22 protein-coding genes and 2 pseudogenes are annotated in these 26,719 nt (G+C 71.6%); 8 read left to right on the top strand and 16 right to left on the bottom strand.

The window, feature by feature from the left end; translation table 11 throughout:
* Positions 1–530 (bottom strand): hypothetical protein (locus KDM41_04445; protein MCB1182660.1); only part of this gene is annotated, 530 nt, incomplete at its 3' end.
* Positions 527–1,639, bottom strand: a complete 1,113-nt coding sequence (gene pseI / locus KDM41_04440) for a pseudaminic acid synthase (GenBank protein ID MCB1182659.1) — start codon at positions 1,637–1,639, stop codon at positions 527–529. The genes pseI and KDM41_04445, both read right to left, overlap by 4 nt.
* A gap of 84 nt (positions 1,640–1,723) precedes the next feature.
* Here pseI and KDM41_04435 point away from each other — a divergent pair, with 84 nt between their 5' ends.
* Entirely contained in the window at positions 1,724–2,176 is a 453-nt protein-coding gene (locus KDM41_04435) for a GNAT family N-acetyltransferase (protein MCB1182658.1), read from the top strand.
* Positions 2,177–2,208: 32 nt separating this feature from the next.
* On the opposite strand, the gene KDM41_04430 is transcribed toward KDM41_04435, so the two are convergent.
* From KDM41_04430 to pseB, 6 genes and pseudogenes are all read right to left on the bottom strand, one after another.
* The gene (locus tag KDM41_04430; GenBank protein MCB1182657.1) at positions 2,209–2,940 is read right to left on the bottom strand and encodes a glycosyltransferase family protein; all 732 of its coding nucleotides are present in this window, start codon (positions 2,938–2,940) and stop codon (positions 2,209–2,211) included.
* Positions 2,937–4,923 (bottom strand): annotated as a pseudogene (gene hisF / locus KDM41_04425) (imidazole glycerol phosphate synthase subunit HisF). Before hisF ends, KDM41_04430 begins: the two are co-directional and overlap by 4 nt.
* A complete protein-coding gene (gene hisH / locus KDM41_04420) occupies positions 4,917–5,579 on the bottom strand; it encodes an imidazole glycerol phosphate synthase subunit HisH (protein ID MCB1182656.1) in 663 nt (220 codons plus the stop codon). The pseudogene hisF and the gene hisH overlap by 7 nt, the downstream one beginning before the upstream one ends.
* Positions 5,576–6,670, bottom strand: a complete 1,095-nt coding sequence (pseG, locus tag KDM41_04415; protein MCB1182655.1) for a UDP-2,4-diacetamido-2,4,6-trideoxy-beta-L-altropyranose hydrolase — start codon at positions 6,668–6,670, stop codon at positions 5,576–5,578. The genes hisH and pseG overlap by 4 nt, the downstream gene beginning before the upstream one ends.
* On the bottom strand, positions 6,670–7,314 hold the full coding sequence (locus tag KDM41_04410) for a methyltransferase domain-containing protein (protein ID MCB1182654.1): 645 nt from the start codon (positions 7,312–7,314) through the stop codon (positions 6,670–6,672). The genes pseG and KDM41_04410 overlap by 1 nt, the downstream gene beginning before the upstream one ends.
* Positions 7,315–7,367: 53 nt before the next feature.
* Positions 7,368–8,408 (bottom strand): UDP-N-acetylglucosamine 4,6-dehydratase (inverting), encoded by a 1,041-nt coding sequence (gene pseB, locus KDM41_04405; GenBank protein ID MCB1182653.1) that lies wholly within the window; start codon positions 8,406–8,408, stop codon positions 7,368–7,370.
* A gap of 318 nt (positions 8,409–8,726) precedes the next feature.
* Here pseB and KDM41_04400 point away from each other — a divergent pair, with 318 nt between their 5' ends.
* Complete coding sequence (locus KDM41_04400; protein ID MCB1182652.1) at positions 8,727–9,167, top strand: hypothetical protein; 441 nt, start codon at positions 8,727–8,729, stop codon at positions 9,165–9,167.
* A 79-nt stretch (positions 9,168–9,246) separates the two neighbouring features.
* Here the strand turns inward: KDM41_04400 and KDM41_04395 are convergent, their stop codons facing one another.
* Together KDM41_04395 and KDM41_04390 are read right to left on the bottom strand one after the other, a co-directional pair.
* A complete protein-coding gene (locus KDM41_04395) occupies positions 9,247–9,996 on the bottom strand; it encodes a DUF2270 domain-containing protein (GenBank protein MCB1182651.1) in 750 nt (249 codons plus the stop codon).
* Between the two features lie 2 nt (positions 9,997–9,998).
* Positions 9,999–10,784, bottom strand: coding sequence for a 3'-5' exonuclease (locus KDM41_04390; protein ID MCB1182650.1), 786 nt, complete (start codon positions 10,782–10,784; stop codon positions 9,999–10,001).
* 142 nt (positions 10,785–10,926) lie between these two features.
* Between KDM41_04390 and KDM41_04385 the strand changes: the two genes are divergently transcribed.
* Entirely contained in the window at positions 10,927–11,511 is a 585-nt protein-coding gene (locus tag KDM41_04385) for a hypothetical protein (GenBank protein ID MCB1182649.1), read from the top strand.
* A 147-nt stretch (positions 11,512–11,658) separates the two neighbouring features.
* Here KDM41_04385 and KDM41_04380 read toward each other — a convergent pair whose 3' ends face one another.
* The 4 genes and pseudogenes from KDM41_04380 to KDM41_04365 form a co-directional block, all read right to left on the bottom strand.
* Entirely contained in the window at positions 11,659–12,432 is a 774-nt protein-coding gene (locus tag KDM41_04380) for a hypothetical protein (protein ID MCB1182648.1), read from the bottom strand.
* 136 nt (positions 12,433–12,568) lie between these two features.
* Entirely contained in the window at positions 12,569–13,642 is a 1,074-nt protein-coding gene (locus KDM41_04375) for a branched-chain amino acid aminotransferase (GenBank protein MCB1182647.1), read from the bottom strand.
* Positions 13,643–14,098: 456 nt separating this feature from the next.
* The gene (locus KDM41_04370; GenBank protein MCB1182646.1) at positions 14,099–15,874 is read right to left on the bottom strand and encodes an endonuclease/exonuclease/phosphatase family protein; all 1,776 of its coding nucleotides are present in this window, start codon (positions 15,872–15,874) and stop codon (positions 14,099–14,101) included.
* 99 nt (positions 15,875–15,973) lie between these two features.
* Positions 15,974–16,895 (bottom strand): annotated as a pseudogene (locus KDM41_04365) (DMT family transporter).
* 120 nt (positions 16,896–17,015) lie between these two features.
* On the opposite strand from KDM41_04365, the gene KDM41_04360 reads away from it, so the two are divergent.
* Positions 17,016–17,555, top strand: coding sequence for a GAF domain-containing protein (locus tag KDM41_04360; GenBank protein MCB1182645.1), 540 nt, complete (start codon positions 17,016–17,018; stop codon positions 17,553–17,555).
* Positions 17,556–17,559: 4 nt separating this feature from the next.
* On the opposite strand, the gene KDM41_04355 is transcribed toward KDM41_04360, so the two are convergent.
* Both KDM41_04355 and KDM41_04350 read right to left on the bottom strand, forming a co-directional pair.
* Positions 17,560–19,719, bottom strand: a complete 2,160-nt coding sequence (locus tag KDM41_04355; protein MCB1182644.1) for an STAS domain-containing protein — start codon at positions 19,717–19,719, stop codon at positions 17,560–17,562.
* A 3-nt stretch (positions 19,720–19,722) separates the two neighbouring features.
* A complete protein-coding gene (locus tag KDM41_04350) occupies positions 19,723–20,718 on the bottom strand; it encodes a fructose-bisphosphatase class II family protein (protein MCB1182643.1) in 996 nt (331 codons plus the stop codon).
* Between the two features lie 126 nt (positions 20,719–20,844).
* Here KDM41_04350 and KDM41_04345 point away from each other — a divergent pair, with 126 nt between their 5' ends.
* From KDM41_04345 to KDM41_04330, 4 genes are all read left to right on the top strand, one after another.
* Complete coding sequence (locus KDM41_04345) at positions 20,845–22,305, top strand: DNA-3-methyladenine glycosylase 2 family protein (protein MCB1182642.1); 1,461 nt, start codon at positions 20,845–20,847, stop codon at positions 22,303–22,305.
* Positions 22,298–22,792, top strand: a complete 495-nt coding sequence (locus KDM41_04340; GenBank protein MCB1182641.1) for a methylated-DNA--[protein]-cysteine S-methyltransferase — start codon at positions 22,298–22,300, stop codon at positions 22,790–22,792. Before KDM41_04345 ends, KDM41_04340 begins: the two co-directional genes overlap by 8 nt.
* A gap of 63 nt (positions 22,793–22,855) precedes the next feature.
* Positions 22,856–24,559, top strand: a complete 1,704-nt coding sequence (locus KDM41_04335) for a response regulator (protein MCB1182640.1) — start codon at positions 22,856–22,858, stop codon at positions 24,557–24,559.
* Positions 24,556–26,664 carry a transporter substrate-binding domain-containing protein gene (locus KDM41_04330; GenBank protein MCB1182639.1) on the top strand — a complete coding sequence of 703 codons (2,109 nt, stop codon included), beginning with the start codon at positions 24,556–24,558 and terminating at the stop codon, positions 26,662–26,664. Before KDM41_04335 ends, KDM41_04330 begins: the two co-directional genes overlap by 4 nt.
* Positions 26,665–26,719: the final 55 nt, after the last annotated feature.

The following is a 26,719-nucleotide window of genomic DNA, read 5'->3' as shown; positions in this document are numbered from 1 at the left end:
GGCTGGCTCACGGCGCAGTACACGCAGCGCAGGTTGCACTGCTCGTTGATGTCGACGCGGGCGGTCGTCAGCTGGCCCGGGTTCAGGGGCGAGATGCGCCCCTGGTCGTAGCCGCAGATGTTGCGCACGAAGCGCTGCGTCGGCACCGTCGGCCGGATGTGGCAGGCCCGGCACGCGGCCGACAGGTTGCCGGTCAGGAGGTCGTGCCGGAGCTGGCGGAAGGCGTCCGCCTGGCGCAGCTGCTCGAGGTCGGCGAAGTCGTCGAGGTTCTCGTGGAGATTGTTCATGCAGCACATCTTGACCGACCCGGCCGGATCGAACTCCGCATTGATCCAGGGGTCGGTGCAGTAGCGCGTCGTGCCCGCGGCGCCGGTCGTCAGGGCGGCGCCGGGCCGGTTCTCGAACTGCCCGCAGGTGACCCAGTGGGTGTAGCCGTCGGCCACTTCGCCCCGGGCGACGGACTCCTGCACGTCGGGGTTCGCCGCCAGGTACTCCTCTTCGCGCCATTCGCTCAGTCTGTTCTCGCTCATGTTCCGCTCCCGATCGTTGCCGCGGCCGGATCGCCGCTCGCCACCAGTTCCCAGCCCAGGGGCGTGCCCCGCGCGATGTCGCGGGACGCCCTGCGGCCCAGCACCTCGTCCAGGTGCCGCGTGTGCAATCCGTAGCCGGGCCGGATGGCCCGGACGTTCTCCGTCGTCAGTTCCTCGCCCGCCGCCACGTCCGCCACCACGAAGAGCGAGCGCCGGAAGACGCGGCTCGCCTCCTCGCTCACGCCCACGCCGTAGCGCACCTCGCCCAGGGCCTGTTCCGCCACGCGCACGGCCTGCACCATGGCGCCGAACTCGTCCGGCTCCAGGGAGAACGCCGCGTCGGGGCCGCCGTCGGCCCGGCGCAGGGTGATGTGCTTCTCCACCATGCAGGCGCCCAGCGCCACCGCGGCCACGGGCACGGCGATGCCCAGGGTGTGGTCGGACAGGCCGGCCGGGACGCCGAAGCGCGCGGCCAGGTCGCCGATGGTGCGCAGGTTCATGCTGTCGGGGGTGGCCGGGTAGGCGCTCGTGCACTTGAGCAGCACCAGGCCGCCGGCGCCGGCCGCGCGGGCCGTCGCCACCGCCTCCGCCACCTCGTCGGCCGACGCCATGCCCGTCGACATGATCAGCGGCTTGCCCGTGGCCGCGGCCTTGCGGATCAGCGGCAGATCGACCAGCTCGAAGCTGGCGATCTTGTGGCAGGCCACGCCCATGTCCTCGAGGAAGTCGACCGCCTTCTCGTCGAAGGGGGTCGAGAACAGCGGCACGCCCAGTTCGGCGGCGGCCGCCATGAGGCGCGGCTGCCAGTCCCAGGGCATGTGGGCCTCGGCGTACAGGTCGTGGAGCGTGCGGCCTTCCCACTGGGTACCGGTGCCGATGCGGAACTCCGGCCGGTCGCAGGCGATGGTCAGGGTGTCCGGCGTGTAGGTCTGCACCTTGACGGCGTCGGCGCCGGCGCGGGCCGCGGCCTCGACCAGCCGCCGGGCCGTGTCGTAGTCGTGGCCGTGGTTGGCCGACAGCTCGGCCACCACGAACACGGGCCGGCCGGGACCGACCTCGCGGTCGCCGAGGCGCACCGGGGCGGGCGCGGGATGTCCGGCGTCGTTCATCGCGTTCCCTCCTCCCCAGGCGGCGTGCCTTGGTGTATGGTCCGCGGGTCCGGGGCGCCGCGCCCCGTCACCGGAGGCAGCACCATGGCCGGAAAAATCGAGTTGCGGGACGCGACCACCGCCGACGCCCCCCTGCTGCGCGCCTGGCGCAACGACCCCGAGACGCGCCGGGCCAGCCACAACCCTGCCGCGGTGGGCGAAGCCGAGCACACGGCCTGGCTCGCCGCCTCCCTCGCCAGCCCCGACCGGCTGCTCCTGGTCGCCCAGAGCGGCGACGAGCCGGTGGGTGTCGTGCGGGCCGATCGCGATCCGGGCACCGACACCTGGGAGCTGTCCTGGACCGTGGCGCCGCCGGCCCGCGGACGAGGCGTCGCCAAGGCCATGGTCCGGCTGCTCGCCGACCGCCTGCCCGGTCCCCTGCGGGCCGAGGTCAGGGCCGGCAACACCGCGTCGATCCGCGTCGCCGAGCACGCCGGCCTGACGCTCGACCGCGAACACGACGGCGTGCTGCACTTCCGCCGCCCCGCCCGCGCCTGATTCCGTTCCCCTGCCCGATCCTTGACCATGTGCTACACCGGCGCCTTCTGTTCGACGTGGGCGTTCAGCGCGCTCAGCTCCGGCTGCTGCCGCACGAGCGCAAGGACGTCGCGCCAGGAAAAGAGGTCGTGGCCGTAGTGGTCGTACACGGCCGCCGCGAGGGCGAGGTCCTCGGGCGTGTCCACGGTCCAGCGGTGGTGCGACTCGTCGCCGGGCCCCACCACGTTGTGCAGACGGAACAGTTCGGGGTGCCGGTAGATGAACGGCGTCACGTGCTCGCGGCGGGCCGGGTCGTCGTCCTCGCGCCAGATCCGGTTCAGGGTCGCGAAGCCGAACACCTCGGTGTCCAGACCCCGTGGCCAGCAGCGCACCGGGGCGACGTTGCTGGCGTAATCGACCTCGGGCAGGCGCTCGCGGTACTCGCCGACCACCTGGTCGATGACGCCGGGATCGATGAACGGGCAGTCCGCGGTGATGCGCACCACGACGTTGGCCCGGGTGGCCCGCGCCGCGCCGTGGAAGCGGTCGAGCACGTCGTGCTCCGATCCCCGCCACACGTCGACGCCCAGCTCGTCGCACAGCTCGACCACGGGGCGGTCGCCGTCGAGGCCGGTCGTCGCCACGACCACCTGGTCGAGGGTCGCGGCCCGCCGCACCCGCCGCACCACCCGTTCGAGCATGGGCTTGCCGCCCAGTTCGCGCAGCACCTTGCCCGGCAGGCGCGTGCTGCCCAGACGGGCCTGGATGATGGCCACGGTCTTCATGCCCGCACCTCCTCGGCCGCGTCGGCCGTCACCGGCTGGTCCACGCAGGGTTCGCCCCACAAGGTGTCCTTCACCCAACGGCCGTTCTCGATGCGCCACACGCGGCGGTCGCGGAAGCCGTCGCACACGCGGTCGAACTCGGTCTCGGTCAGGCCCACGTAGTCCAGCCAGCGCTCGAGATCGCGGCGCGGCTTCACGTGGTCGTAGCGCTGCACGTGGGCGATGCCCTCGTCGCGGGAGATCAGGCCGGCGCGGATGTCCTTGCAGCTGTGGTCGGTGCCCCGGCCGTAGCCCAGCTTCACGAATTTCAGGTAGTCGTGGATGCCGTTCTCGTGCATGTCGTCCAGGTTGCTCATGGTGCGGTAGGTGCGCTCGAAGGGCGTCTGCGCCGGCCGCCAGCCGTACTTCTCCGAGACGATCTTCACGTGGTCGTTGGCCTCCCACCTGACGAAGTTGCTCAGGTAGATGCCGCGCACGCCCAGCGCGTCGATCTCGTCGTCGGTGGGGTACTGCGCCCAGAGCAGGTCCTTCGCGCGCAGGCCCTCGGCGAGCTCCGGCCGGCCCAGCTGCGCCAGGCCCTCGTCGGTGAAGTCGTGCCAGTCGAAGCCGCGCAGGGCGTGCTCCTTGCGGAATTTGGCCGTGAACTCGACGTAGTCGCGGAACGAGTACATGCCACCCAGGTCCATGAACCCGTGCTCGCCCCACAGGATCAGCGGCACCCGGTACCGCACCGCCACCTGGATCGGCACCGTGAAGATGCCGCAGTGGGCGTGCCAGTTCATGTCGCCCTGCAGCCGGAAGCCGATGCGGTTCATCTTCCGCAGCACGTCCACGCCCGGCTCGACGATCACGTGGTCGCAGTCGAAGACCTCGCGCATGCGCAGCAGGTTGTAGGTGCCGTCCTCGGTGTAGTTGTTGCCGTGATAGGTGACGAGCAGGGGCTTCAGGCCGAGCTCCTTCACCACGTGCACCTGGTAGTAGCTGTCCTTGCCGCCGGACACCGGCACCAGGATGTCGTAGTTCGTGTCGCTGCGGTAGGCGTCGACGGTCTCGAGGAAGTCCTGCCAGCGGGCGTCCCAGTCGAGCTGGTCGCGCACCGCGGCCGTGCGGCAGCCGCTGCAGACGCCGTCGTCGTCGAAGGTCAGCGCCGTGGCCGAGGCCGCGGGGTACACGCACTTCGTGCAGTACTGCATCGGATCAACCCTTCCCGAAGCCGCGCACGGCCACGCCCGCCCCCGCCAGGGCGCGCTTGCCGCCGCGATCGCTCAGTTCCTTGAAATGCCAGATGTTGGCTGCGGCCACGGCCGCCGCCCCCGCGCCGATGCCGCGGGCGTAGTGCTCGTAGCGGCCGACGCCGCCGAGGGCGATCACCGGCACCGGCACCGCGGCGCTCACCGCCGCGATCAGCTCGGTGTCGTAGCCCTCGCCCGCGCCGTCGCGCTCCACCGCCTGCAGCAGGATCTCCCCCGCGCCCCGCGCGACCACGTCGCGCGCGAACGCCACCGGGTCGCGACCGGTGTCGACCGTCGCGCCCTCGACCCACACCGTGCCGCCCTTCACGTCGAGGCACACGACCACGGCCTGGGCCCCGAACGCCTCGGCCGCCGCCGTGATCAGCCCGGGCGTCGCGTGGGCCGCCGTGCACAGGGCCACCTTGTCGGCGCCCCGGCTGATGACCGACCGGATGTCGTCGAGAGTGCGCAGACGTCCCCCCCAGCACAGGGGCATGAAGCAGGTGCGGCTCACCTCCGCAAGAATGTCCAGCGGATCGCCCATCTCGGCCGAACGCGTGTCGCTGCGGCCGAGGTCGTAGCGGTCGCCGCGCGAGATGTCGAGGTAGATGATCTCGTCGACGTTCCACTCGTTGAACCGCGCCACCTCGTGGTACGGATCGCCGATGATCTGGTGCGTGGCGAAGCCCTCGCTGCGCACGAGCTGGCCGTCCTTCAGCAGCAGCACCGGGATGAGACGATGCTTCAGCACATCGTCACCTCCAGGATCACCGGGGCCGCCGGCGTCGCCGGAACCGCCGGGAGGAAGTTGCGCAGCACGGCCATGCCCGCCCCCTGGCTCTTCTCCGGATGGAACTGCACGGCCCGGATGTTCCCGCGCGCCACGCTCGCCGCGAAGCGCACGCCGTGGGTGCACCAGCCGGTCACCACCGCCGGGTCGGCGGGCTCGAAGCGGTACGAGTGCACGAAGTAGAAGTCGGGCGCCGGGCCGCAGCCGGCGTACATGCCGCCGTCGCCCGCGATCTCGACGTCGTTCCAGCCCACGTGGGGCACGCGCACGGCCGGATCGCCGCCGGGCAGGCGGGTCACGGTGCCGTCGAGCCAGCCGAGTCCGGCGTGGTCGCCGTGTTCGGTGCCGCGGCTCGCGAGCAGCTGCATGCCGAGACAGATGCCCAGGAAGGGCTTGCCCTCGCCGAGCACCGCCTGTTCGAGGGCGGGCACCCAGCCGCCGGCGCGCAGGCGCCGCATGCCGTCGCCGAAGGCGCCCACGCCGGGCAGGATGATCGCGTCGGCGGCGGCCAGGTCGTGCGGGCTGCGCACGATGGCCGGCGCCGCGCCCAGCGCCGCCACGGCGTTGGCCACCGAGCGCAGGTTGCCCAGCCCGGCGTCGACGATGGCGATGCTCACGCCGTCACCTCCTGCGGGGGCCGCATCCCGCGCCCGCCATGGCGTCGCGCGTCGAGCAGGGCGTCCACGACGCGCAGGGCGCCGCGGCCGTCGATGAGATCGCGTCCGGCCCGCGACATCTGGTGCAGGCGCTCGGAGGTGCCGCGCAGCGCGCCCACCAGGGAGGCGATGTGCCAGCGGTTGCAGCCGGCCACGGGCCCCAGGGCGATGGCCGCGCCGCTGTCGGACAGGGCCTCGGCGATGGGCGCCTGGTTGTCGGCCAGTTCGACCAGCAGCGCGGGCACGCCCAGGTAGGCCAGCTCCCAGGCCGTGGTCCCGGCGCCGCTGAGGGCCAGATCGGCCCGGTTCATGAGGCGCGGCATGTCGGCGGCGGCGCTCACCACGCGGGGGCGCAGCGGTGAACCCGCGGCCCACGCCTCCAGCGCGGCCAGGTTGGCGCTCGACGAGCCCGCGGCGATGGTCACGTCCAGCTCGGGGTCGCTGATGCCCTCGAGCAGGCGCGGCACCAGCGTCGCCACGTCGCTGCCGCCGAGGGTGACCAGCAGGTGGAAGGGCCCGCCGTGGGGCCGGTCGCGTTCCCGGGGCCGGGCGGCCAGGAACTCCGGCCGCAGCAGGGTGTAGGGCGCGCCCAGCAGCAGCCGGCAGCCCTCGTTCGTCACGTAGTCGAGGCCCTCGGCGCCGTGGTTCTGGTTGAGCAGCAGGTCGGCGTCGTAGTGCGGGTGGTGCCGGTGGTCGTCGAGCACGAGCACCGGACAGCCGGCCGCACCCGCACCGCGCTGGTAGCCCGGATCGAGGAAGTAGCCGTCGAGCACCAGCGCCGCCGCGCGGCGGTCGCGGGCGCAACGCACGGTGGCGGCCAGATCGCCGGCGGCCGGATGCCGGGCCCCCGGATCGGCCACCTCGACCCCGGCCTCGCGGACGCGCCGCGCGAGCTCGCCCGGCATGGCATGGCTGAGCAGCAGCACCGCGCCCCCGCGCGCCTGCCAGGCCGCAGCCAGGGCCAGGCCCCGCAGCACGTGGCCGGTGCCGATCACCGGTCCGGCGTCGGCGCGGATCACGAGCAGGCCGATGCCCTGTTCCCGGGCCGCCATCAGGCGCCCGCCCCCGGCTTCTCGAACAGCCACCAGTGGCAGCGGTCGAAGCCGCTCGCGGCGTCGAGGTAGCCCTCGCCCACCAGGGCCAGGTCGGCGAAGCGGCGGCGATAGTGGTCGCGGAAGTCGCGCTTCCAGAGCAGGTCGTCGCGGCCGCGGTACGGGATCGACGTCTCGGTGTCGGCGAAGTACTCGATGGCCAGCACCCAGCGCCGCGCCGCGCGGTGGATCTCGTCGAGGGCCCGCGGCAGGTCGGGCAGGGCCACGTGGATCAGCACGCCGGCCGTGAACACCAGATCGAAGGCGCCGTCCGCCACCGGCAGCGCGAAGGCGTCGCCGGGGCGCGCGTCGCAGCCGTTCCCCGCGGCGACGGCGCGCGCGGTCGCGTTGGGCTCGATGCCCACGATGGCGGCGTCCGGATGCAGGTGCGCCAGGGCCTGCAGGTTGTGCCCCCGGTTGCAACCCACCTCGAGGACCGACGACACCGGCAGGTCGCCCAGCACGGTGCGGAAACCGGCGAGGCGGTCGCGCCAGGCCACGACGTTGCGCTCGGTGTAGGCGTCGCCGAAGTCGGCCGACCAGTGGGCGAGCTGCCCCGTGGCGGCCGGCGTCGCGGTGGTGGTGGTTCCGGTCGTGTGCGTCATGTCGCTTCCTTGTCGGGTTCGCGCTGCGGATCCGGTCCGGACGGGTCGCCGCATCAGGCGCCCACGGGCTCGGGCCGCCGCGAGGCCGCCGTCGGTTTCAGTCCCACCAGCTCGAGGAACTCGCCCTCGCCCAGCCAGTGCTCGTTGGTCTCGGAGCTGTAGACGAAGCCCTCGGGCACGGGCTCGCCGCCGTAGTTGGCCATGTACCCGGCGCCCTCCCAGTGGTGGAACGCCGGCAGGATCACGTAGTGGTCGCCCATGTCGACCGTGTGGCTCGCCTCGTCGGCGGGCACCATCACCTCGTGCATCTTCTCGCCCGGACGCACCCCCACCACGTGCTGCTCGCAGTCGGGGCAGATGGCGCGCGCCATGTCGGCCAGCTTCATGCTCGGGATCTTGGGCACGAAGACCTCGCCCCCGCGCATCCCGGCCAGGCGCGCGAAGACGAACGCCACGGCCTGGTCGATGGTGATCCAGAAACGGGTCATGCGCGGATCGGTGATGGGGATCGTGCCCGAGGCGCGCAGCTTGGTGAACAGGGGCACCACGCTGCCGCGGCTGCCGAGCACGTTGCCGTAGCGCACCACGGCGAAGCGCGTGCTGTCGGCGCCCGCGTAGTTGTTGGCGGCGGTGAAGAGCTTGTCGGCGGCGAGCTTGGTCGCGCCGTAGAGATTGATGGGGTTGGCCGCCTTGTCGGTGCTCAACGCCAACACCTTGCGCACGCCGCAGTCGATGGCCGCGTCGATCACGTTCTGCGAGCCGAGGACGTTGGTGCGCACCGCCTCGAAGGGATTGTACTCGGCGGTGTCGACCTGCTTGAGCGCCGCCGCGTGCACCACGATGTCCACCTTCTGCAGGGCGCGGTACAGGCGGTCCCTGTCGCGGATGTCGCCGATGAAGAAGCGGATGTTGGGGTGCGCCTCGGGCGGGAAGGCCCGGCGCATCTCCGACTGCTTGAGCTCGTCGCGGCTGAAGATGATCAGCCGGCGCGGGTTCGACTCGGCCAGGATGCGCCGCGTGAACGCCTGCCCGAACGAGCCGGTGCCCCCGGTGACGAGCACCGATCTGCCGCTGAACTGGTCCCCTGTGGCCATGGGTCGCCTTTCTGTCGCGCGCACCGTCCGCCCGGCTGCCGCCGACGGACACGGGGCCGCTTCCGACCGGAAACGGCGCATTGCTCCGCCGCGCGACTCGCAAGGGGCGTGCCGCTAAAGGGTTCCCGTAACGCCTCGAATGGGGGGATTGGGGCGGGTTTCGGCCGGGACGGACTCCGCCCGCCGGCGGGCGGGGGTTGAAACTGGCCACCGGTCGGTCAGATCTGATCCGACCGCCGGCGGCGAGTTGAGATTGATTCCCGGACTTGTTTGGGGCCATACTCGGCCGCCGACCCCCACCCCGCCCTGGAGGCGATCATGACCGAATCCCGAACCAAGCCCGCCCCCAAACACCTGTGGATCGTGGGCATCGTCACCCTGCTGTGGAACCTCATGGGGGCCTTCGACTACCTCATGACCCAGACGCGCAACGAGTCGTACATGAGCCAGTTCACGCCCGAGCAGCTCGAGTTCTTCTACGGCTTCCCCACCTGGGTCGACGCCACCTGGGCCCTCGCCGTCTGGGGCGCCGTCGCCGGCTCGATCGCGCTGCTGCTGCGTCGCCGGGTCGCCGGACCGCTCTTCTTCGTGGCCCTGCTCTCCCTGATCGCCACCTCGATCCACAACTTCGGCATGAAGGACGGCGCGGCGCTCATGGGCTCCGGCGCCGTGATCTTCACGGTGGTCATCTACCTGGTGGCCATCGGCGAGATCGCCTACGCGCGCTTCCTGTGCGTGCGCGGCATCACGCGCTGGTAGCCGGACCGCCCGCCGACGCAATGGCCCCGGGCGTCGTCGCCCGGGGCCTTCGCATGCAGGCCGGGATCCAGCCGCGGAATCACACGTCCAGCGAGGAGATGTCCTCGCCCGGATGCTCCGGGTCCGGCCAGTACGCCACCTCGGGCGCCAGGGCCTTGGGCGTGAAGATCACGATGGCCAGCAGCGACAGGTAGATGATCGCCACTACCGCGTCGGGCACCCAGCCGGGCACCGAAGTCATGCCGGTGCCGCTCGCCTCGCTCAGGGGCGCGAGACGGTGCACGATCCAGGCGCACAGCAGGAAAATGAAGATCCAGCGGAAGTTGCGCATCAGGCGGGCCCGGAAGGCCTGCAGGCGGGTGAGGTGGAAGCGCGGGCAGAGCAGGTCGTCGGCCACGTGGGCGCCCCACGAGTTGAGGGGGCTGACCTGGTCGCGCCGCAGGATGCCGCCGTAGAAGTTCTCCTCGAGCATGCGCACCCGCGCGCGCCACACGTCGAAGAAGCGGAAGCGGCGGGCCTCGATGGTCAGGAAGACGATGTTGGCGAGCATGCCCAGCATGAGCGCCTCGCCGGCGTAGGTCGGGTTGTTCAGGCTCGCGGTGAGGATCGCGAGGGTGGCCACGATGGCCCAGTTGGTGGTCGTGTCCAGGCGCGACCGCCACACCAGCGAACGGTGCATCTCGGCGCGGTAGAAATGCGAAAGGGCCGTGATGTACTCGGCCCGGGTCAGGGGCGTGTTCTCGAACTCGGGCGCGTCGTCCGGCGCGCCGGGGAACTCGAGGCGCATCTCGTTCTGCGCCTTCTGGTCCTTGCCGTCTTCCCGGGCCATGCTCAGCCGTCCTTCCGCGGAAACACGCCGCCGAGGGCCTCGCGCAGGATGCCCTTCACCTCTTCGCTGAAGTCCTTGTTCAGCATCCACTCCAGGTAGCCGCGGTTCTCCTCGCACACCGCGTTGAGCGAGCGGCCCTGGTACTTGCCGAAGGTGAATTCGGCCTCGCCCTGGTCGTTCCACACGAGCTTGCGCGTGCGGTCGACGAAGCGCCCCTCGTCCGGATTGCAGAAGGCATGCAGCGCCTCGACCTCGTCCGGCACCTCCTCGTAGCGCCCCACCTGGGCGTCGAGGATCTCGAGGGTGGCCGCGGTGTCGGCCAGGGCGTTGTGGGCGCCGGTGAGCTCCTTGTCGCAGTAGAAGCGGTAGGCGGCGGTCAGGTCGCGGCGCTCCATGCGGTGGAAGATGCGCATGGCGTCCAGATGCCGGCGGCCGCGGAACTCCAGCTCCGAGCCGGCGCGCTTCATCTCGGCCATCAGCAGGGGCTGGTCGAAGTTCACCGAGTTGAAGCCGGCCAGGTCGGCGTCGGCCAGCAGCTCCTCCACTTCGCGCCGCACCTGGGCGAAGGTCGGCGCGTCCCGCACGTCGGCGTCCTTGATGCCGTGGACCGCGGTGGCCTCGGGCGGAATGGGCCGCTCCGGGTTGACCAGGGTCTCGAAGGTGCGCCGGGTCCCGTAGGGCTCGACCCGGATGATCGCGAGCTGGACGATGCGGTCCTTCTCGACGTCGATGCCGGTGGTCTCGAGGTCGAAGACGGCCAGGGGCCGGGTGAGCTTCAGGTTCTGCATGGGTCTTCTCCGCGCGGACGGTGGATCGGCCTGACTCCCCATTATATGCGCCCGGGGCCCGCTTGAAAGCGCAGATTGGGCTGGCGCGCCGCCGGCCGCCGGATCATCTTCCCGGCAACCACCCAACCGATCGGGGCTCCCCGTGCAGCTCTTCTCCGTCGCCGCCGTCGTCCTGATCAACGTGTTCATCGCCGTGCGCTACACGGTGCAGATCCGGCGCGGGGCCATCAGGCCCGCCCTGGCCATGTGGATCTTCTTCTCGGTCGCCGTGGCCGGCAGCCTGGGCACCTACCTCGCCGGCGGCACCTACACCCCTCTCGACAACATCCTCAACGTCGCCGACCTCTTCCTCTGCGTGTACGTGGCGATCATCATCGCCGTGCTCGGCGACGCCTCGACCCGCTTCACGCGCTTCGACCTCGGCTGCACCCTCGCCGTGGCCGCGATCCTCGCCTTCTGGGCCCTCAGCGGTCGCCACGCCACCTCGCACCTGCTGATCCAGCTCATCCTCGTGATCGCCTACTTCCCCGTGGTGCACCGCCTGTGGCGGGCGACGGAAAACACCGAGTCGTTCGCGGCGTGGCTGGGGCTGCTGGCGGCGCCGGCCTTCTCCCTGCTCTCGAGCAAGGGCACCCTGGCCACCGTGTATGCGGTGCGGGCCATCGTCTCGACGGCCCTGCTGATGCTGCTGATGTGGCGGGCGCAGAAGCGGGGGGCGGCGGCCTAGGGCGAGCGATCCCCCGGACGTCAAGGAGCCTGCCCGCTCGCGCGGACAGGCTCCAGGGAAAACGAACGATCTGACGGACGGCTCTGCACCCGGCCAGGGCGGATCAGTCGTTTTCGAAACGTCGGACGCGGCTCGCGACCCCGGGCCCTACTTGATCAGGGCCAGCCGGCCGGTCGCCTCCGCATCGCCTGCCTGGATCTTATAGAAATACACCCCCGACGGCAAGGGCCGGCCGGCGTCGTCGCGGCCGTTCCAGGTCAGCTCCTGCCGCCCCGCGCCGAACTCCTCGCCGGCGGCCAGGGTGCGCACCACCCGGCCCCGCACGTCGACGACGCGCGCGACGAGGTCGCCGGCGTGGGCGGCGATGGTGTGCGCGCTGTAGAGGTGCCCGGTTCCCTGCGCCCGGAGGCCGACGCTGTCGAGGATCGTCACGCCGGGCGGCTGTTCCAGCACGCCGTCGTCGTCGACGTCGAGATCGGTACCGAACTCGCCGAGCCAGCCGCCGGACACCAGCAGCAGCGTCTGGTCGCTCGACGCGTACAGGATCAGGCCGCCCGGGAACGACATCGGGGCCTGGATGAGGTCGTCGTAGCCGGTGCACCACTGGGTGGGCTGTTCGAAGGCGAAGGCGTCGAAGATGCCGAAGGCGTAGATGCCGTCGGCGGGCAGGACCGCGGGCAGGGCGAGACTCGTCTGCACCACGCCGCCGCCCGAAACGGTGTGGAAGCGGATCCCGGCCAGGTCCTCGCCGGGCTCGCCCGCGAACTCCACGTAGGCGTCGCGATTCGAGCGGTCGTCGGGCCCGCCCATGGACGTCGTGTCCGGCTGCCAGACGCGGACCTCGTTCAGGTGCACGGCCGCGGCCGGCGTCGCCGCCAGACCGAGCAGCAGCCCCCACGCGAGCACGGTTCGGGATGTCATGATGGTCCCCCCTGTGTGCGGCGCCGGGTGGCGCCATTCGGCCACCATGTTAGCACGGTCGCCGCGCGGGCGGGCGTAAAAAGGCCCGCCCGGCAGATGACCGGGCGGGCCGGATGGTCGGCGAGCCGCGCGGGCCCTACACGTTCTCGTGCACCGGCACTACGTGCAGCCACTCGGGGTGGTGCGTGCTGCCGCCGGCGTGGATGCCGGTCAGGGTCTGGCGCAGCTTCAGCGTCAGGGGCCCCTCGCCGCCGTCGCCGATCTGGTGGTCATGGCCCTGGAAGTGGATCACGCCCACCGGCGTGACGACCGCCGCGGTGCCGCAGGCGAAGACTTCCTTCAGCCTGCCGCTGTGGGCGTCCTCGATGATCTGGGCGATGGCCGGCGGCTCCTCGACCCAGCGGGTGCCCATGTCCTGCAGCAGCACGCCCACCGAGTCGCGCGTGACGCCGTTGAGGATCGTGTCGCCGGTCGGCGCCGTGATGACGTGGTCGTCGTACACGAAGCAGATGTTCATGGCGCCCATCTCCTCGACGTACTTCATCTCCCGCGCGTCGAGCCAGATGATGTTGTCGTAGCCGGCCTTCTGGGCCAGCTGGATGGGCAGCAGGGCGGCGCTGTAGTTGCCGCCGGTCTTGGCGAAGCCGGTGCCGCCGTGGGCGCTGCGCACGTACTTCTCCTCCACGCGCAGGCGCAGGGGGTTGATGCCGTTCACGAAGTACGAGCCGACCGGGCCGACGATGACGAAGAACGTGTACTCGGTGCTCGCCTTCACGCCGAGCCCGACCTGGGTCGAGATCATGGTCGGCCGGATGTACAGCGCATTGGGGCTCTCGGGCACCCAGTGGCGGTCCATGTCGATGAGCATCTCCAGCGCGGTCATGAAGAGCTGCGGATCGACCGCGGGCATGCACATGCGCTCGCAGCTGATGTTGAACCGCTTGACGTTCTTGTCGGGGCGGAACATGTGGACGGTGCCGTCCTGCTTGTTCCGGTAGGCCTTCATACCCTCGAAGATCTCCTGGCCGTAGTGCAGGACCTTGGCCGCGGGATCGATGCTGAAATTGCGGTAGGGCTCGATACGGGGGTTCGACCAGACGCCGTCCTTCCATTCCATGAGGAACATGTGGGGCGTGAACTTGGAGCCGAAGCCGTAGTCGCCGGTCGGGGGAGCCGGGGGATTGGGGTTCCTGGTGACCGAGATATGCATCCCATCCTCCTCGCTGATACTGGGGGGAAAGGCCCCGGTTTGCGGGGTCTCCTTGGCTCCAAAGGTCGCATCAGACGCGGTCGAAATCAAGCCGACCGCCCGGCGGGGGGGGTTCGCTGCCGGACAAGATGAACCCGGGACCGCGTTCGCCAAGCAGTCCCGGGTTCGGGGGGTGCGGAGGAGCTGGGTTCGCCCTGCCAGCCCCTCCGCCTGGAAATCCGGCCCCTCGCTCAAAAAGCCGGATTGGGAGGTGCACCCCACCTATTGCAAAGCAGGTGCCCATTTTGCGGGACACTTTTCAAAACAATGCTCGGCAACGAGTTACCTTTCCCGGCACGGTCCGTGCGCCGATTCGGACACGACCGAACCCCCGACATGTGTCGCAAAAAAGTGTCCCATTCCGTGGTGGGAATGGGACACCGGGACACTTCGCCGGACCGCCGGGGCGGCCGGATCCTACTCGACGAGCACGATCGAGCGCACGTCGCGCACCAGCCCGCCGGGCAGGGCCCCGCGCAGCTGCACGTGGTACACGCCCGACGCCACGGGCCGGCCCGCGTCGTCGGCGCCGTCCCACGTCACGTCGTGCACGCCCGCCGCGAGCGCGCCCGCGTCGAGGCGGCGCACCAGGGCGCCGCGCGCGTCGTACACGCGCAGCTCGACGGTGGCCGGCGCCGCGAGCTCGAAGAAGAGCCGCGTCGAGGGGTTGAACGGGTTCGGCGCGTTGGGCAGCAGCCGCGCGCCGCGCGCACCCACGGCCAGGTCGGGCACCGGCGACGCGAGGTTCGTGAAGCTGAAGTCGGCCACGCGCATGGCGTGGTCGCTGGCGTCCCACGTGTCGTCCTGCAGCAGGCCGTTGGCGCTCAGGGTGGCCGGCAGCATGGTGCGCGTCTCGAGGATGTAGTCGTGCTGCAGGAAGGCCACGCTGTCCGTGTAGAAGATCCAGTCGAGCACGCCGGGATAGAAGCTGCTGAAGTCGTTGCGCCAGGTGTAGCCGGCGCGGCCGTCCGGATGGCGGCTCAGGGCGTGGCCCAGGTCGGTGCCGTCCCAGTCGGGGGCCGCGTCGGGACCGTAGCTGCCGTTGTTGACGATGTCGCCGGTGGTGATGGTGTCCAGCTGCTGGCGCCAGCCCACCAGGTTGAAGTCGCCGCCGAGCAGCACCGGCGTGTCGGCGGGCAGGGTGATGACGCCGCCGGGCGAGCGCATGTCGGCCAGGAACTCGACCACCGAGTCGGCCTCCTCCTGGCGGCTGGCGTCGTCGGTGCAGCAGCGCCAGTGGTTGGCGATGACCAGCAGGTCGGTGTCGAAGCCCGCGCCCAGGTCGAGCAGCGCCGCGGTGATCCGGTAGCCGGGGTTCACCTCCCAGCTGTCGAGGATGGGAAAGCGGCTCACGATCACGTTGCCCTGGTCGAGCTTCACCGCGCTCCAGCTCTCGCCGGCGCCGCTGGGCAGGAAGGTCTCGATCTTGGCGGCCGTCTGGCTCGCGCTGTGGTTCCACACCTCGCACAGGATCAGCACGTCCGGATCGACCGCGTCGAGCAGGCGGTTCTGCGCCGCCTCGGCCGCGCCGCCGTTCCACAGGGCGTCGCTCTGCACGTTCCACGAGGCGAGCCGCACGTCGTCCGGATCGTTGCGGCCCAGGTCGAGGGTGGGCGCCACGTCGCTGCCGGCGGTGAAGGCGTAGTCCAGGCCGGTGGCGTTGGGGGCGCGGTCCTGGCTCACGCCGTCGCGCAGCACGAGGCTGATCTGGCCCGCCGGAAACAGGGCCTGGCCGTTGGGCGTCGCGTCGCGTCGCAGGGCCAGTTCGAACTCGGTGTTGCTGACGGTGGGGCCGATCATCAGGCCGATGTCCGGGTGGTCGATGGCGTTGCCCTTGTACGTGCCCGTGCGCCCGCCGATCTCCCAGTACAGGTCGGCGCCGATGCCGTTGATCGCCGTGCCGGTGGCCGGGTTGTCGTCGGTGTCGATGTAGAGGAGCATGTCCTGCTGCTCGTCCGGCTGCACCTCGCCGCCGGTCTCGAAGCGGATGTAGAGGTAGTCCTGGTCGTTGGTGACCCAGATGCGCGCGAAGTCGACGGTGCCGCCGTCGCCGCTGGCGTCGGTGAGCAGGGGAGCCAGGCCGTCCCAGTCGGCGAACTCGCCGTCGAGCTGGATGGGCGTGAAGGAGGCAAGGGCCGGACCGGCGGCGAGAACGAGCGCCAGTCCACCGAGAACGCGGGCGAGTCGGTGCAAGAGATCCCTCCGGAACGAGCGGGACGGGCGCAGGGAGCCCGTCCACGATGGGAAACGACGCCCGATTATAACATATGGAGTGGTTTTTTCACAGGGAGATCAGGCCGTGCCGGATCCGTCGGCCGACCGCCCCCGCCCCTGCCAAACCAGCCCCCCGACGATGAACACCAGCCCGACCAGCGTCCCCGGCACGATGGCCTCGCCCAGCACGAAGCGGATGAAGACCAGCGACAGGAACGGCGACAGGAAGATGAGGTTGGCGACGCGCGCCGTCGAGTCGGTCAGGCGCATGGCGCTGAGCCACAGCACGAAGGTGAAGCCCATCTCGATGGCGCCCACGTAGGCGCCGCCGAGCACGCCGGCGGCCGGGAAGGCGAAATCGCTGAACAGGGCCGTCACCGCCGCCACCGGCGGCAGGGCCCAGGCGAAGCCCAGGAACAGCCCCACGACCGGATCGAGCGCCCCCGGGGCCGCGGCCGAAGCGCGTGTTCCCCGGCCAGTACAGGGCCCAGATGATCGTGCTGCCCAGGGCCAGGCCGACCCCCAGGGGGCTCTCGACCCGCATCCCGGCCACCCGGCCGCCGGTCGAGATCACCACCACGCCCGCGTAGCACACCAGTCCGGCCACCGCGTCGCGCCAGGTGAGGCGCTGGCCCAGCAGGGGCACCGAGAGCCAGGCCAGGGTCAGGGCCCAGGTGTAGTTCAGGGGCTGGGCCACCTGGGCCGGCAGCAGGGCGTAGGCCTTGAAGAGCACCAGGTAGTACAGGAAGGGATTCAGCAGCCCCAGCAGGGCGGTGCGGCCGAGCTGGGCCCGGCTGACCCGGCCCAGCCGGCGCCAGCCGCCGCCGATCGCCAGCACCACTCCCAACGACAAGAGGGAGGACACGTTGGCAAGGAAGAGGAGCTGGAAATGGTCCAGGTGCCGGAGGGCCAGCTTGAAGGCCGTGGCCACCGTCGACCAGGCCAGCACCGCCAGCAGGCCGAAGACGAGTGCCCGCCGGGACTGGGCTTCAGCGAACACGACAAAACCTCAAAATTAGTGCGATTTTTTGTTGGATTTTTTGCACAGAATCTCCGATAATTATCTAAAGGTTACTCGTAGACGGTGCGTGGGCCGGGGGGCCGAGAGGACAGCGAAGCCATGCAGCCCAGTTACGAAAGCCCGGAGTTCGATCCGGCGGTGCAGGCGTTTTCCCGCGACCTGCTCGCCATGATCGACGACGCCTTCCTCCACGAGATCCAGCAGGCCGGACTCGAGGCCATGGTCCGGCTCACCGGCAGCCGCCACGGCTACTTCTTCGTGCGGTCGGCCGCGCCGGCGCGCATCCGGATCCACAACGTGGTGGCGCCCGGGGCCAACACCTCCCCGGCGGTGCAGGAGCACGACGAGGACCTCGACCAGACCGGTTTCTGGAGCGCGTGCCTGGAAGCCGCCGCGCCGGTGATCCGCAACGAGCCGAGTCGTTGCGACGCCCCGCTCACGGCCGCGTTCGGCACCCTGCGCCGCGACCTGGCCGTTCCCGTCCACGATGACGGGAAGATCGTCGCCGTCGTCGGCGTGGGCAACCGCCCGTCCGACTACGGCCCCCGCGACGTCGAGTTCCTGGCCGAACTGGCGCGGCGGCTGTGGCGCGTGGTGCTGCGCAAGCGCCTGCGCGACGAAGTCGACCCCACCGGCTGAGGCCCTACTCCACGGCGATGGGAAATCCGGCCGCCTCCCAGGCGAGCATGCCCCCGCGCAGGTTGTACACCTTCTCGTAGCCCAGGTCCTGCATGATGTGCACGGCCAGGGCCCCGCGCCGGCCCATGCGGCTGACGAAGACGATGCCCGCCTGGCGCGGCAGACCCGAACCCTCGGCCGCGAGCCGGCGCAGGGGCAGGCTGAAGCTCTTCTCGATGTGCCAGTCGCGGTACTCGCCCGGTTCGCCCACGTCGATCACGATCACGCCGCTCTCCGGGTCGTCGAGCAGGAAGCGCACCTCGCTCGGCGCCAGCTCCTGGACCCGGTGGGCCGGGATCTCCGCCGCGTCGGGCAGGTCGGCGGCATGGTCGTCCTTGGGCAGGGCCTGGCACTCGCCGAAGACCCGCTCCTTGCACTGGTAGATGCAGATGCCCGGGTGCAGCACCTTGTGGAAGAGGTGGCTGATGGCGTTGTCCGTGTTCAGGATGTTCTCGGCGCCGAGCATCCGCTGGAAGCCGTAGAGCCCGATCATGTGCATCACGCCCGGCCGCACGCCCTCGAGATAGACATCCCCGCCGCGGTCACGGTAGCGCTTCACGAGCCCCTCGAGCATGTGGATCCCGCTCACGTCGCACACGTCGACCATGTGCATGCGCAGCAGCAGGAACATCTGGCCCGGGTTCCGCTCCTGGTTGTCGCGCAGGGCCTCCTCGATGTGGTGCACGGCGCCGAAGTACAGCGAGCCCTCGATCTCCATGATGCCCAGCTGCGGACACACGATCTGGCCGCGGGCGCGGATGAAGTGGCGGAAGTTCTCGTCGGGCACCACCGGATACACGCCCGGCGTCGAGGTCTTGATGAGGTAGCGCGCGAAGCTCACGAGCACGCCGGCCAGCACCGCGAATTCCAGCGGCAGCAGGATCGTCGCGGCGAAGGTCGAGCCCATGATCCAGGTGTCGCCCACGCTCGTGCGCCGGATGCGCCGGATCTCGGTGCGGTCGATCATGCCCCAGGCCGTCACCACCAGCACGCCGGCCAGGGCGGCGCGCGGCAGGTAGGCCACCATGGGCCCGAGGGCGAACATGGCCACGAGCACCCACAGGCCCGAGAAGACCATCGACAGCGGCGTGCGGCCGCCCGCCGCGTAGCCCACCGCCGAACGCGTGAACGAGCCGCTCACGGGGAAGCCCGAGAAGAATCCGCTGGCCATGTTGGCCAGGCCCTGCCCCACGAACTCCTGGTTGCTGTCGAGGCGCTGGCCGGTCTGGCTGGCGAGGCTGCGCCCGATGGACAGGGCCTCCGCGAGGCCGATGGCCGCCACCGCCAGGGCGCCCGGCGTCAGCTTCCAGATCAGGTCGAAATCGAGGATGGGCAGGGGCGCCAGGGGCGGCAGCGAGCGCGGCACCGCGCCCAGCACGTCGATGCCCCGCAGCGGCAGGTCGAAGACCTTCGTCACCGCCGACGCCAGCACGAGACTGATCAGCGCCGCGGGCAGGCGCGGCCACAGGCGCTTGAGCACGAGGATCAGGGCGATGACACCGAGTCCGAGGCCCAGGCTCGGCAGATGCGTCTCGGGCGTGGCCCAGTAGAGGGCCTGCACCGTGCGCCCCACCTCGGGCGTGCTCGCGATCTCGACCCGCAGCAGGTGCCGGACCTGGTTGACGCTGATCAGCACGCCGGCGCCGGCGGTGAAGCCGACGATGACGCTGTCGGCGACGAAGTTCACCAGCACGCCCATGCGCAGCAGCCCCATCAGCAGCCGGATCAGCCCCACGATGATCGCCATGTAGCCGGCGGCGGCGAGGAACTGGGGCGAGCCCGGTTCGGCCACCGTGAGCAGCGAGGCCAGCACGAGCAGGCTGGCGGCGTTGGTCGGGCCTGTGTGCAGGTGCCACGAAGAGCCCCACAGGGCGCCGGCGATGGCCGCGACGATGGCGGCGTAGAGCCCCATCTGGGGCGGCAGCTCGGCGATCATGGCGTAGGCGATGGCCTGGGGCAGCAGCACCACCGCCACGGTGAGGCCGGCGACGAGGTCGGGGCGCAGGTTCGCCCGGTCGTAGCCGCGCACGATGGCCGCCGGACGCGCGAAGAAGACCGACTCGTCGGCCAGCCAGGCGCGGAGCCGGGTCCAGAAGGAGGCGCGGGGTGCGGACGTGTCGGTCATCGCCTACTTCACGCGGTGCTCGGTGCTGATCAGGCGGCGGGTGCCGGTCTCGTAGCGCAGCACCAGGGACTGGGTCTCGATGGTCCCGGCGTGGAAGTTCACGCCGTTCAGCAGCCAGCCGTCGCTGATCCCCGTGGCCGAGAAGAACACCTCGTCGCCGGCCACGAGGTCGTCGTGGGTGAGGATGCGGTCAGGCGCGACGTTGGCCGTGCGGCACGCCTCGCGCTCGCCCTCGCTCTGGGGCGCGCTGCGGGCGAACATGGCACCGCCCAGGGCCTTCACCGCGCAGGCGGCCATGAGACCCTCGGCCGAGCCGCCGATGCCCATGAGCACGTCGATCGAGACGTGCGGGTCGGCCGCCATGAGGGCGCCCCCGATGTCGCCGCCCTTGCGCAGCAGCACGCGCGCGCCGGCCTTGCGCACCTCGGCGATGAGCTTCAGGTGCCGCTCGCGCTCGAGGATGAAGACCACGAGGTCGCGGATGTCCTTGCCCTTGGCGCGGGCGACGGCGGCGAGGGTCCAGCCGGGCGGGGCGTCGAGGGCGTCGGGCCCGATGGCGTCGGCCACCGAGCGGTCGACCACCAGCTTGTCCAGGTACACCGCGGGGCCCGGCCGCCACATGGCGCCGCGCGGCGCCAGGGCAGCCACCGAGAGCGCGCCCGACTTGCCCTCGGCCACGAGGGTCGCGCCGTCGATGGCGTTGATCTCCACGTCGAGCTCGGGCCCCTCGCCGGTGCCCACGTCCGCGCCGGTGCTCAGGGGCGAAGCCTCGCCGGTGCGCCCCTCCTCGTCGGACACGATGCGGCCGCGCATGGGCAGCAGGTTCAGGGCGGCGGTCATGGCGTCCTGGGCGGCGTGGTCGGCGGCGACGGCGTCGCCGAGACCCATCCAGCGGCTGGCGGCCAGGGCGCCGTTCTCCGTCACCCGGACCAGGCCGAGTCCGGGATGATGGGGCGGCTCGCGCCGGTCGACCTTGAAATTCGGCGGGGTTTCCCACATGGCGCACCTCGCGGGCTGGGGAGGATGTGTGCCGTCATCATAGCGACGGCCCGGGCAACCGTCAGCAACTACGTCGGGCCGGGCGCGCCGCGTGGAGGTCCGATTCCGGCCAATGGCCGCGCGTCGATGCGCTATCATGGCGTCATGGAACTCGACGCCGACATCTGCTACCGCGCCGTGCGCAGCCGCGACCCCCGCTTCGACGGCCGCTTCTTCACCGCCGTGCGCACCACGGGCATCTACTGCCGACCCGTCTGCCCGGCGGTGACGCCGCGGCGCGCCAACGTCGACTTCTACGCCTGCGCCGCCGCGGCCGAACAGGCCGGCTTCCGCCCCTGCCTGCGCTGCCGGCCCGAGACGGCCCCGGGCACGCCGGCGTGGTCGGGCACCGGCGCCACCGTGACGCGGGCCCTGCGCCTGATCGACACGGGCTACCTCGACGACCATGCGGTGGCCGACCTGGCCGACGCCCTGGGCATCGGGCCGCGCCACCTCGACCGGCTCTTCGCCGGGCATCTGGGCACGACGCCCCTGGCCGTGGCCCAGACCCGGCGCGCCCACTTCGCCCGCCAGCTGCTGGTGAACACGCGCTGGCCCATGGCCCGCGTGGCCGCGGCGGCGGGCTTCGGTTCGGTGCGGCGGTTCAACGACCGCATGCGCGCGGTGTTCGGCCGCACGCCCGGCGAGCTGCGGGCCCGGGACGGCGCGGCGGCCACCGACGGCGCCGTGTACGAGCACCGTCTGGCCTACCGTCCGCCCTACGACTGGGACGGCCTGCTCGCCTACCTCGCGGGCCGCGCCGTTCCCGGCGTCGAGACGGCCGCCGACGGGGTGTACCGGCGCACGGTGCGGCACGCCGGCGGCGACGGCTGGCTCGAGGTCGCGCCGGTGCCCGGTCGCGACGAACTGCGCCTGCGCCTGGCCCTGCCCCCGCCCACCGGCATCGCCGGCCTGGTGGGCCGCGTGCGCCGCATGTTCGACGGCGACGCCGAGCCCGACCTGATCGCCGCCCATCTGGGCGCCGACCCCGTGCTCGCCCCCCTGGTGACGGCGCGTCCGGGCCTGCGCCTGCCCTGCGGTTGGGATCCGTTCGAGACCGCGGTGCGCACCATCATCGGCCAGCAGGTGAGCGTGGCGGCGGCGACCACCGTGACCGGACGCCTGGCCGATCGCCTCGGCGACGTGGTCGCCACGCCCCACGCCGGCCTGACCCGCCTCTTCCCGACGCCGGCCCGGGTGGCCGCCGCCGATCTCGCCGGACTCGGCCTGACGACCCGCCGCGCCGCCACCGTGCGCGCCTTCGCCGCCGCCGTGGCGGCGGGCGAGCTGCGGCTCGAGGCGCCGCGGGGGGTCGACGACTTCGTGGCCCGCTTCGGCGCCCTGCCCGGCATCGGGCCCTGGACGGCGAACTACGTGGCCATGCGCGGCCTCGGCGAGCCCGACGCCTTTCCCGCCGGCGACCTGGGCCTGGCCCGGGCCCTGCCCGACCACGACCTGAAGACCCGCGCCGAGGCCTGGCGGCCCTGGCGCGCCTACGCCGCCCTGCACCTGTGGGCCGGCCCGCCCGAGGAGGACCCCCGTGCCTGAGACCACCCGCCACTGCCGTGTCGATTCGCCCCTCGGTCCGCTCGTCCTGGTCAGCAACGGCCGGGCGCTGGTGCGGATCGTCCTGCCCGGGGAGACCCGGCCCGCCGCCCCCCTCGGCCCTCGCGGCGACGACGAGGTGCTGGCGGCCGCCCGCACCCAGCTCACCGAGTACTTCGCCGGGGCCCGGCGCCGCTTCGACCTGCCCCTCGCGCCGGAGGGAACCCCCTTCCAGCGCCGCGTCTGGGACGAACTCGTGCGCCTGCCGATCGGCAAAACCCTGTCCTACAAGGAGTTGGCCCACCGGGTGGCGTCGCCCCGGGGCAGCCGCGCCGTGGGCGCCGCCAACGGCCGCAACCCCCTGCCCATCGTGGTGCCCTGCCACCGGGTCGTGGGCGCCGACGGCCGTCTCACCGGCTTCGCCGGCGGCCTCGCCGCCAAGGCCTGGCTGCTGCGCCACGAGGGCGCCCCGGTGAAGGGCCAACCCTAAAGCGCAGAGCAGGTTGACCGATAACAGGAGACACCTCTCTCTCGCCCGGAAAGCGGTCTCCTCGTGGTCGTCGACAACTGTCATCGCGAAGAACTGTCCCAGTCGCGCGCGCGGATCGCCATCGCCGCGTTCGTGCTGGTCGTCTTCGCGGCGACGGCCGGCGCCTTCCCCCACGTGCGCACGGCGAACCTGGGCCGCGCGGCCACCCTCGTCGGCGGCTATCTGGCCTTCGCCATCGCCTGGCGTTTCTTCATGCTGCCCCATGCGGGCCGCTGGCCGTTCCGGCGCTTCCTGATGATCGCCGCCGACATGACCGTCGTCTCGGGCAGCATGTTCCTGGCCGGCGGGCTGGCCGCCTACTACTACCCCCTGTATTTCTGGGTCGCCATGGGCAGCGGCATGCGTTTCGGACAGCGCCACCTGCTCTTCGCCGTGGCCTGCGGCATGGCCGGCTTCGGGGCGGTGCTGCTGTCCTCGCCCTACTGGGCCGCCCACCGCGAGATCGGCACGGGGCTGCTGTGCGGCCTGCTCGTGCTGCCCCTGTTCTACATGTCGATCGCCGTGCGCATGCGCGAGCTGAACAACCGCCTGGAGGTCGAGCTCGAGCGCGCCCGGGTGGCCGAACGGGCCAAGGGCGACTTCCTCGCCAACATGAGCCACGAGATCCGCACGCCCCTGAACGGCGTGCTCGGCGTGGCCGGACTCATGCGCAACGCCGACCTGCCCCCGGAGCAGCAGGCCAACGTCGACATCATCATCCGCTCGGGCGAGTCGCTGCTGCACATCATCAACGACATCCTCGACTACTCGAAGATGTCGTCGGGCCAGATGCGGATCGAGCGCGTGCCGTTCGACATCGAGCGCGTGGCCCGCGACGTGGAGACCCTGCTCTGGCCGACCGCCCTCGAGAAGGGCATCGCCCTGGACGTGCGCCTGCCGGCGAACCTGCACCGGGTGTACGAAGGCGACCCGACACGGGTGCGGCAGGTGCTGTTCAACCTGGTCGGCAACGCCATCAAGTTCACCTCCCACGGGGGCGTGACGGTGGTCGTCGCGGCCGAGGCCGGCGCGGCCGCGAACCCGGGCCTGGTCCTCTCGGTGGTCGACAGCGGCATCGGCATCCCGGCCGATCGCCTCGGCGCCATCTTCGAGCAGTTCGAGCAGGCCGACTCCGACACCACGCGCCGCTTCGGCGGCACCGGCCTCGGCCTGGCCATCAGCCGCCACCTGGTCGAGCTGATGGGCGGCGTGATCGAGGTCGAGTCGGTGGTGGGCGTCGGATCGACGTTCCGGGTGCGGCTGCCGCTGCCCGCTTCGGCGGCGTCGGCCCCGGACGGGAGCACCGAGCGCGAGCGGCCCCACTTCGACCTGCAGGCCCTCGTCGCCGACGACAACGAGATCAACCGGCGCGTCACCGAGATGCAGCTCGAGCGCCTCGGCGTGCGCTGCCTCACCGTCGGCGACGGTCGCCAGGTGCTGGAAGAGCTCACGTCGGACATCGACTTCGTGCTGATGGACATCCAGATGCCCGAACTCGACGGACTCGAGACCGTGCGGCGCATCCGGCAGCGCACCGACGCGGTGGCCCGCGTGCCGGTGATCGCCCTGACCGGCGAGGGCGGCGACGACGACGCCGAACGCAGCCGCGAGGCCGGCATGGATGCCCACCTGGCCAAGCCCCTGGACCCGGACGCCCTGGCCCACATGCTGGCCCACCGGTTCGGGTTCGCCGTGGTCGGCGCCGCACCGCAGGAGGTGCGCCCATGACGCGCCGCGCGGTCATGCTGCTGCCGGGTCTGCTGGCGCTCGTGCTCGGGGCCGTCCCGGGTCGCGCCGAGGCGCGGGAGAAACTCGTCGCCGGCGGCGGCGAGACCTACGCGCCCTTCCACTACGTGGACGACGGCGAAGCGCGGGGATTCGACGTCGACCTGCTGCAGGCCGTGTGTCGCACCATCGGCGCCGACTGCGAGGTGCGCCTGGGCCCGTGGCGCGAGGCCCGCGAGGGGCTGGAAGACGGCAGCGTCCAGATCCACGTGGGCATGACGGTGTCGCCCGAGCGCCGGCTGCACTACGCCTTCACGGCGCCCCACCTGAGCCAGCAGTACCGCATCTTCGTGCGGCGCGGCCAGACGGGGATCCGCGGCGCCGCCGACCTGCGCGGCAAGCAGATCGCGGTGCAGGACCACGGCGTCATGGAGCAGGTCATCATCGACCGCGGCTACACCGAAACGCCCATCTGGACCGACAGCGCGGCCGAGGCCCTGCGCCTGCTCGCCGCCGGCGAGGTCGACGCCTGCCTCATGTCCGAGCTGCGCGGCCTGCACGTGGCCCGCGAGCTGGGCCTGGAGAATCTCGAGCGCGTGGGCGAGCCGGTGCTCCAGACCCACTACGCCTTCGCCGTGCCCCATGCGCACGCCGACCTGGTGCCCCGTCTGAACCAGGGTCTGGTCATCGTCAAGGCGACCGGCGAGTACGACCGCATCTACGACGAGTGGTTCGGGGTGCTCGAGCACGAGCACTCGTCGGCCGAGTACCTGCGCTGGGCCGCCCGCATCGTCGTGCCGGTGCTGCTGGTGGCGCTGCTCGCGCTGCTGTGGTCGTGGTCGTTGCGGCGGCAGGTGCGCCGCCAGACCCATGCCCTCCAGCACGCGCGCGACCGCGCCGAGCACGCCTCGGAGGCCAAGTCGCGCTTCCTCGCCACCATGAGCCACGAGATCCGCACGCCCCTGAACGGCGTGCTCGGCATGTCCCAGCTCCTCATGCGCTCGGACCTCGACGAGGAGCAGGTCGACCAGGTGGAGACGATCCGGCGCTCGGCCGAGGCCCTGCAGGCGATCATCACCGACATCCTGGACTTCTCGCGCATCGAGGCGGGCGAGCGGGCCCTGACCATCGTTCCGTTCGATCCCGGCGCGCTGATCCACGAGGCGTGCGACCGCATGCGACCCGCGGCGCTCCGCAAGCGGCTCGAATTCCGCTGCGACGTGGGCGCCGACCTGCCGCCCCACCTGGCCGGCGACCCGGTCGCCCTGCGCCAGGTGCTGCTGAACGTGCTGGACAACGCCGTCAAGTTCACGGCTGCGGGGTCGGTGGCGCTGACGGCCACGGCGGCCCTGCGCCCGGATGGCGACACGCGCCTGGAGATCGCCGTCGCCGACACCGGCAGCGGCGTCGATCCCACCGCCGGCGAGGACCTCTTCGCGGCCTTCACCCAGGCCGACAGCTCGACGACGCGGCGCTACGGCGGCACCGGTCTCGGGCTCGCCATCTGCCGCAACCTGATGAACCTCATGGGGGGCGAGATCACGGCGGCGCCCCGTCCGGAGGGCGGCTCGGTGTTCCGGATCCGGGTCGACCTCGCCCCGGCCGCGGCGGTGGCGACGCCCGGCCCCTACCCGGCGGGACCGGCCACCCCGGCCGCCCCCGCTCCGGCCGCAGCCCGTGCCGCGAGACCCGCGGAAGGCCGCGCGGCCATCGCGGGTCTGCACGTCCTGCTCGTGGAGGACAACGCCCTGAACCAGCGGGTGATGGCGCTGCTGCTGCGCCGCCAGGGCATCGAGATGACGCTGGCGGAGAACGGCGCCGAGGCGGTGGCGGCCGGGCGCGCCGAACGCTTCGACGCGGTCCTCATGGACTGCCAGATGCCGGTCATGGACGGCTTCGACGCCACCGAAGCCTGGCGGCGCCACGAGAGGGAGGCCGGCCTGCCGCGCACCCCGATCATCGCCCTGACCGCGGGCGCGTTCCGGACCGACCGCGACCGCTGCCTCGCCGCCGGCATGGACGACTACCTCACCAAGCCGATCGACGCCGAGCTGCTGCTGCAGGCCCTCGCCCGCCACGTGGCGGCGCAGCCGGCGCCCGCATCCTAGGCCCGGCGACGGCGGGGAGCCGCCACGCGGAGATCGTCCGGGCGCCGCGCGCCGC

It is taken from the genome of bacterium, assembly GCA_020440705.1.
Taxonomy (GTDB): Bacteria; Krumholzibacteriota; Krumholzibacteriia; order LZORAL124-64-63; family LZORAL124-64-63; genus JAGRNP01.
The sequence above is the reverse complement of the archived record's forward strand: the minus strand, read 5'-3'. Positions and strand labels throughout refer to the sequence as shown.

What these genes read in the sequence shown, in the direction of transcription:
- pseI (MCB1182659.1), bottom strand. Translation starts at nt 1,639, where the DNA reads ATGAACGACGCCGGACATCCCGCGCCCGCCCCGGTGCGCCTCGGCGAC.
- KDM41_04435 (MCB1182658.1), top strand. Translation starts at nt 1,724, where the DNA reads ATGGCCGGAAAAATCGAGTTGCGGGACGCGACCACCGCCGACGCCCCC.
- KDM41_04430 (MCB1182657.1), bottom strand. Translation starts at nt 2,940, where the DNA reads ATGAAGACCGTGGCCATCATCCAGGCCCGTCTGGGCAGCACGCGCCTG.
- pseG (MCB1182655.1), bottom strand. Translation starts at nt 6,670, where the DNA reads ATGGCGGCCCGGGAACAGGGCATCGGCCTGCTCGTGATCCGCGCCGAC.
- KDM41_04410 (MCB1182654.1), bottom strand. Translation starts at nt 7,314, where the DNA reads ATGACGCACACGACCGGAACCACCACCACCGCGACGCCGGCCGCCACG.
- pseB (MCB1182653.1), bottom strand. Translation starts at nt 8,408, where the DNA reads ATGGCCACAGGGGACCAGTTCAGCGGCAGATCGGTGCTCGTCACCGGG.
- KDM41_04400 (MCB1182652.1), top strand. Translation starts at nt 8,727, where the DNA reads ATGACCGAATCCCGAACCAAGCCCGCCCCCAAACACCTGTGGATCGTG.
- KDM41_04395 (MCB1182651.1), bottom strand. Translation starts at nt 9,996, where the DNA reads ATGGCCCGGGAAGACGGCAAGGACCAGAAGGCGCAGAACGAGATGCGC.
- KDM41_04390 (MCB1182650.1), bottom strand. Translation starts at nt 10,784, where the DNA reads ATGCAGAACCTGAAGCTCACCCGGCCCCTGGCCGTCTTCGACCTCGAG.
- KDM41_04380 (MCB1182648.1), bottom strand. Translation starts at nt 12,432, where the DNA reads ATGACATCCCGAACCGTGCTCGCGTGGGGGCTGCTGCTCGGTCTGGCG.
- KDM41_04375 (MCB1182647.1), bottom strand. Translation starts at nt 13,642, where the DNA reads ATGCATATCTCGGTCACCAGGAACCCCAATCCCCCGGCTCCCCCGACC.
- KDM41_04360 (MCB1182645.1), top strand. Translation starts at nt 17,016, where the DNA reads ATGCAGCCCAGTTACGAAAGCCCGGAGTTCGATCCGGCGGTGCAGGCG.
- KDM41_04355 (MCB1182644.1), bottom strand. Translation starts at nt 19,719, where the DNA reads ATGACCGACACGTCCGCACCCCGCGCCTCCTTCTGGACCCGGCTCCGC.
- KDM41_04350 (MCB1182643.1), bottom strand. Translation starts at nt 20,718, where the DNA reads ATGTGGGAAACCCCGCCGAATTTCAAGGTCGACCGGCGCGAGCCGCCC.
- KDM41_04345 (MCB1182642.1), top strand. Translation starts at nt 20,845, where the DNA reads ATGCGCTATCATGGCGTCATGGAACTCGACGCCGACATCTGCTACCGC.
- KDM41_04330 (MCB1182639.1), top strand. Translation starts at nt 24,556, where the DNA reads ATGACGCGCCGCGCGGTCATGCTGCTGCCGGGTCTGCTGGCGCTCGTG.